General features: G+C 70.0%; 4 protein-coding genes. All 4 read left to right on the top strand.

What is annotated here, in order from left to right:
- Positions 1-54 precede the first annotated feature (54 nt).
- On the top strand, positions 55-1,008 hold the full coding sequence (locus E1211_RS30155) for a carbohydrate ABC transporter permease (RefSeq protein WP_132353316.1): 954 nt from the start codon (positions 55-57) through the stop codon (positions 1,006-1,008).
- 12 nt (positions 1,009-1,020) lie between these two features.
- A complete protein-coding gene (locus E1211_RS30160; protein ID WP_132353318.1) occupies positions 1,021-1,908 on the top strand; it encodes a carbohydrate ABC transporter permease in 888 nt (295 codons plus the stop codon).
- Positions 1,909-2,058: 150 nt separating this feature from the next.
- Entirely contained in the window at positions 2,059-3,714 is a 1,656-nt protein-coding gene (locus E1211_RS30165) for an alpha-amylase family glycosyl hydrolase (protein ID WP_132353320.1), read from the top strand.
- 206 nt (positions 3,715-3,920) lie between these two features.
- On the top strand, positions 3,921-5,815 hold a 1,895-nt coding region (locus tag E1211_RS30170; protein ID WP_132353322.1), incomplete at its 3' end, for a glycosyl hydrolase family 28-related protein.

Consider the following 5,815-nt stretch of genomic DNA (forward strand, 5'->3'; position numbering starts at 1 on the left):
GCCCCCACCCCATCGGCGCCGCATCGTCCGGTCACCGACTCACCAGGAGTTGCCTTGGCGATCACCACCGCCCCGGGTACCACCAGACCCAGCCGCCCCTCCTCGCCGTACGCGCCCCGGCCGCGACGGGCGGGCCTCGGCCGCAAGCTGCGCGACAACCTCACCGGGCACGCGTTCCTGATCGGCGCGGTGCTCTGCTTCGCGGTCTTCTCCTGGTACCCGATGATCCGCGGCATCGTGATGAGCTTCCAGCGCACCCGGCGGGGCGTGACGACCTGGGTGGGCTGGGACAACTACACCCGCATCATCGACGACCCGAGCTTCTGGACCGCCTGGAAGAACACCTTCTACTTCACCGCCCTCGCGCTGATCCTCGGGTACGCGGTGCCGTTCCTGGTGGCGATCCTGCTCAACGAGCTGCGCCACGCGAAGGGGTACCTGCGGATCCTGGTCTACCTGCCGGTGATGCTGCCGCCGGCCTCGGCGCTCTTCCTCTTCAAGTTCTACGCGTACGACCCCAGCGAGGCGGGGCTCTTCAACGCGATCCTCAAGGCCCTGCACCTGCCGACGTCCCAGTGGATGCAGTCGCCCGAGATGACGATGCCGGCCATGGTGATCGCCTCGACCTGGATGAACATGGGCAGCGCCGTACTCATCTACCTGGCGGCGCTGCAGAACATCCCCGGCGAGCTCTACGAGGCGGCCGAGCTCGACGGCGCCGGGATCTGGCACCGGATCTGGAACGTGACCATCCCGCAGACCCGGCTGATCCTCGCCCTCCTGGCGATGATGCAGATCGTCGCCACCATGCAGCTCTTCATCGAGCCGCTGATCCTCGCCAACGGCGCGGGCGCGGAGGACTCGGCCACCTCGGTCGCGTACCTCATCTACCAGCACGGGTTCTTCCAGAACGATCTCAACGGCGCCGCGGCACTCGGCGTGATCATGCTCGTGGTGCTGGCCGGCTTCTCCGCCATCTACCTGCGGCTGACGGCGAAACAGGACTAGGACGGACGAGGAATGGCACACGACTCCGGGACCCGCACCCTCATCTCGCACGCCCAGCTCCGACGGGGGCGGGGCAAGGCGATCTACTGGACGCTGCTCGCCGTCGTGGTCGTAGGGTTCACGCTCGTCTTCCTCGGGCCGCTCTACTGGATGGTCACCGGGGCGCTCAAGTCCGGCCAGGAGATCGCGCAGACCCCGCCGTCACTCTTCCCGCGGGACCCGCAGTGGCAGAACTACGTCGACGCGTGGAACAACCTGGACCTCGCCAAGCTGCTCTTCAACACGTTCTACTACGCGGCCGGCGCGGTGGTGTTCCAGCTCGTCCTCGACACCGCCGCCGCGTACGCGCTGTCGAAGCTGCGTCCGATCTTCGGCAACGCGATCCTCGCCATGATGCTGGCGACGCTGATGATCCCGGCGATGGTCCTCATCGTCCCGCAGTACGTGACGGTGATCGATCTGCCGTTTCTGCACCTCAACCTGCTCGACTCCCCGTTCGCGATCTGGCTGCCCCTGGTGGCGAACGCGTTCAACATCTTCCTCCTCAAGCGGTTCTTCGACTCGATCCCGGAGGACCTGATGGCGGCGGCCCTCATCGACGGGGCGACGCCGCTGCGCACGCTCTGGTCGGTGATCCTGCCGATGTCGCGCCCGATCCTCGGCGTGGTGTCGATCTTCGCCGTGACCGCGGTGTGGAAGGACTTCCTCTGGCCGAAGCTGGTCATGCCGTCACCGGAGACGCGCACGGTCAGCGTCGGCATCTACGCCTTCGCGGGCGGTACCCCCATGAACGTGGTGATCGCCGCGTCGGTCATCGCGGCGATCCCGACCGTGATCATCTTCCTGATCTTCCAGCGGAACATCATGTCCGGTCTGACCACGGGGAGCCTCAAGGGATAGCCGGCAACAAAGCCGACGCCGGACAAAACCCACGGCTCGGATCGTGGACGGCCGCACTCGGCACACCCCCGCGCGACGGCCGACGGTCGTACGCCCGATACACATCCAGGTCCGGCGAACCCGCCGACGTAACGCAGAAAGCAGGTGCTCGTGTCCACAGCAGACGGCAGTCCGTGGTGGCGTGGAGCGGTGATCTACCAGGTTTACCCGCGTAGCTTCGCCGACGGCAACGGCGACGGGATCGGTGACATCGCCGGTATCCGGTCCCGGCTGAACTACCTGTCCGCGCTCGGCGTCGACGCGATCTGGTTCAGCCCCTGGTACCCCTCCCCGATGGCCGACGCCGGCTACGACGTGGCCGACTACCGGGACATAGACCCGGTCTTCGGCACGCTGGCCGAGGTGGAGGCGCTCATCGCGGAGGCGCACGAACTCGGCATCAGGACCATCGTCGACATCGTGCCGAACCACTGCTCCGACGCGCACCCCTGGTTCCGGGCGGCGCTCGCCGGTGGGCCGGACGCGCCCGAACGGGAGCTCTTCTGGTTCCGTCCGGGCCGGGGCCCCGACGGCGACCAGCGACCGACCGACTGGGTCGGCGAGTTCGGCGGCGAGACGTGGACCCGCACCACCAACCCGGACGGCACCCCCGGCGACTGGTACCTGCACCTCTTCACCGCCGAGCAGCCGGACTTCAACTGGGACCACCCGAGGGTGCGTGCCGAGTTCGAGGACATCCTGCGGTTCTGGTTCGACCGGGGCGTGGACGGCATCCGCATCGACTCGGCCGGGTTGCTGGTCAAGGACGGCTCACTGCCGGAGACCCTGCCCGACCGGCCGCACCCGTTCCGCGACCTCGACGGCGTGCACGAGATCTACCGCGCCTGGCGGCGGGTCGCCGACGAGTACCCCGGTGACCGGGCGCTGATCGGCGAGGTGTGGATGCCGGACCGGCAGCGGTTCGCCAACTACCTGCGTCCGGACGAGCTGCACGCGGCGTTCAACTTCGACTTCCTCGGTTGCGCCTGGGACGCCGCCGCGCTGCGCGAGAGCATCGACGGGACGCTGAGCGCGCACGCGCCGGTCGGGGCGCCGGCCACCTGGGTCCTCTCCAACCACGACGTGACCCGGCACGTCACCCGCTACGGCCGGGCCGACACCACGTTCAGCTTCGCCGCGAAGCGGGAGGGCACCCCGACCGACCTGGAGCTGGGCACCCGGCGGGCCCGCGCCGCCGCGCTGCTGTCGCTGTCGCTGCCCGGCGCGGCCTACGTCTACCAGGGCGAGGAGCTGGGCCTCTGGGAGGTCGAGGACATTCCGCGCGAGCTGCGGCAGGACCCGATGCACTTCCGTTCGGGCGGTGTCGACCCGGGCCGGGACGGCTGCCGCGTCCCGCTGCCCTGGGCCGGGGAGACGCCGCCGTTCGGCTTCAGCCCGGACGACGCGACAGCTGCCCCCTGGCTGCCGCAGCCCGCTGACTGGAAGGACCGGACGGCCCAGGCGCAGGCCGGCGACGAGCGCTCGATGCTGGAGCTGTACCGCGCCGCGCTCGCCATCCGCCGGGCCGAGCCCGCGCTCGGCGACGGGGAGATGACCTGGCTGCCCGCGCCGGACGGGGTGCTCTCGTACCGCCGCTCGGCCGACTTCGCCTGCCTGGTCAACCTCTCCGGCGCGGCGGTGCCGCTGCCGCCGCACACCGAGCGGCTGCTCGCCAGCGGCCCGCTCGACGACGACCTGCTGCCGCCGGACACCGCCGTCTGGCTGCGCACCGCCGAACCGATCCCCGCCGGATCCGAGCCGGCCTGACCGCCCGGTGCCGGCGGCTCCGTCCCGCCGCCGGCACCGCGCCCGCACCACCCGGCGGCGCCGTCCCGGCGCCGGCACCGGATTCAGCCCGCCGGCACCGCCGGCCGAGACCGACACGGAGGGAGTCACCCGCACACCGCACCGCCTCGGGGGGACCGCAACGCACGGGGGGATCTGGACCACCGACGAGAGGGAGAGTCCCGCTCATGTCCGACCACACCACCGCCCACCCACCCCGAAGAGTCCGCGTCCGCGCGGGGGTGGCCGCCCTCGCCGCTGTCGCCCTCGCCGCGACGTCGCTCACCGTCATCGCGCTGACCAGCACCGCGACCCCGGCCCACGCGGCCGGGCTCTCCCCGTTCGACATCCCCGGTCGGGGCGCCGACGTCCCCTTCGTCGAGCACGAGGCGGAGGAGGTCGCCCACACCGGCACGAAGATCGGCCCGGACCGGTACTACGGCACGCTGCCGTCCGAGGCGTCCGGCCGCGAGGCGGTCACCCTGGACGCCGTCGGCGAGTACGTCGAGTTCACGCTCACCGAGCCGGCCAACGCGGTTACCTTCCGCTACAGCATCCCGGACAACGCCGCCGGCACCGGCCGGGACGCCAGCATCGACCTGCGGGCCAACGGCGCCCTGGTGAAGGCCGTTCCGGTGACCTCCCGGTACGGCTGGTACTACGGCGGCTACCCGTTCAACAACAACCCGGGCGACACCAACCCGCACCACTTCTACGACGAGACCCGGACGATGTTCGGGACCACCTACCCGGCCGGTACGAAGATCCGGCTCCAGGTCTCCTCGACGGCCCAGTCCCCGACCTTCACCATCGACCTGGCCGATTTCGAGCTGGTCGCCCCGGCGATCACCAAACCCGCGAACGTGCTGGACGTGGTGACCGACTTCGGCGCCGACCCCACGGGCGCCACCGACTCCACGGCCAAGTTCCAGGCGGCGGTCGACGCCGGTAAGGCGCAGGGCCGGGCGGTCTGGATCCCGACGGGCACCTTCACCCTCTGGGACCACGTGGTGGTGGACGGGGTGACCCTGCGCGGCGCGGGCCCGTGGTATTCGGTGCTCGGCGGCCGGCACCCCACCGACCGCAAACGGGCCGCCGGCATCTACGGCAAGTACGTCCCCGGCGGCGGCTACAGCGGCGAGATCCGGCCGCACGAGGCCGGTGGCCCGAGCCGCAACGTGACCCTGCGGGACTTCGCCATCATCGGCGACATCCGGGAGCGGGTGGACGAGCACCAGGTCAACGCCATCGGCGGAGCCATGTCGAATTCGGTGGTGGAGAACGTCTGGATGCAGCACACCAAGGTCGGTGCCTGGATGGACGGCCCGATGGACAACTTCACCATCCGCGGCAGCCGGATCCTCGACCAGACCGCCGACGGGGTGAACTTCCACTGGGGGGTCACCAACTCCACGGTGACCGACACGTTCGTCCGCAACACCGGTGACGACGCGCTCGCCATGTGGGCGCAGAACGTGCCGAACGTCAACAACTCGTTCACGTTCAACACCATCGGCGTGACCATCCTCGCCAACCACCTGGTGACGTACGGCGGGCGGGACATCAGGATCACCGACAACGTGACCGCCGACTCGGTGACCAACGGTGGCGGAATCCACGTCGCCAACCGCTACCCGGGCGTGAACGGCCCGACCGCGGTCTCCGGAACGATCACCGTCGCCCGGAACACGCTGATCCGCAACGGCAACTCCGACTACAACTGGCGGTTCGGGGTCGGCGCGATCTGGTTCTCCGCGCTGAACGAACCGATCCAGAACGCCACCATCAACGTCACCGACACCGACATCCTGGACAGCTCGTACGCGGCGCTGCACTGGATCGAGGGCGCCACCAGCGGGATCAACGTCAGCAACGTCCGCATCGACGGGGCGGGCACCTACGCCCTCCAGGTGCAGGCGCCCAGCCAGGTGTCGTTCACGAACGTGCGGGCCACCCGGATCGCCCAGTCGAACCCGATCCACAACTGCGTCGGCAGCGGATTCCAGATCACCCAGGGGCCCGGCAACTCCGGCTGGTACACCCCCACGCCGTACTGCGGCCCGTGGCCGGACCCGCAGTGGGG

Source organism: Micromonospora sp. 15K316, assembly GCF_004348525.1.
In the GTDB taxonomy this organism is placed as follows: domain Bacteria; phylum Actinomycetota; class Actinomycetes; order Mycobacteriales; family Micromonosporaceae; genus Micromonospora.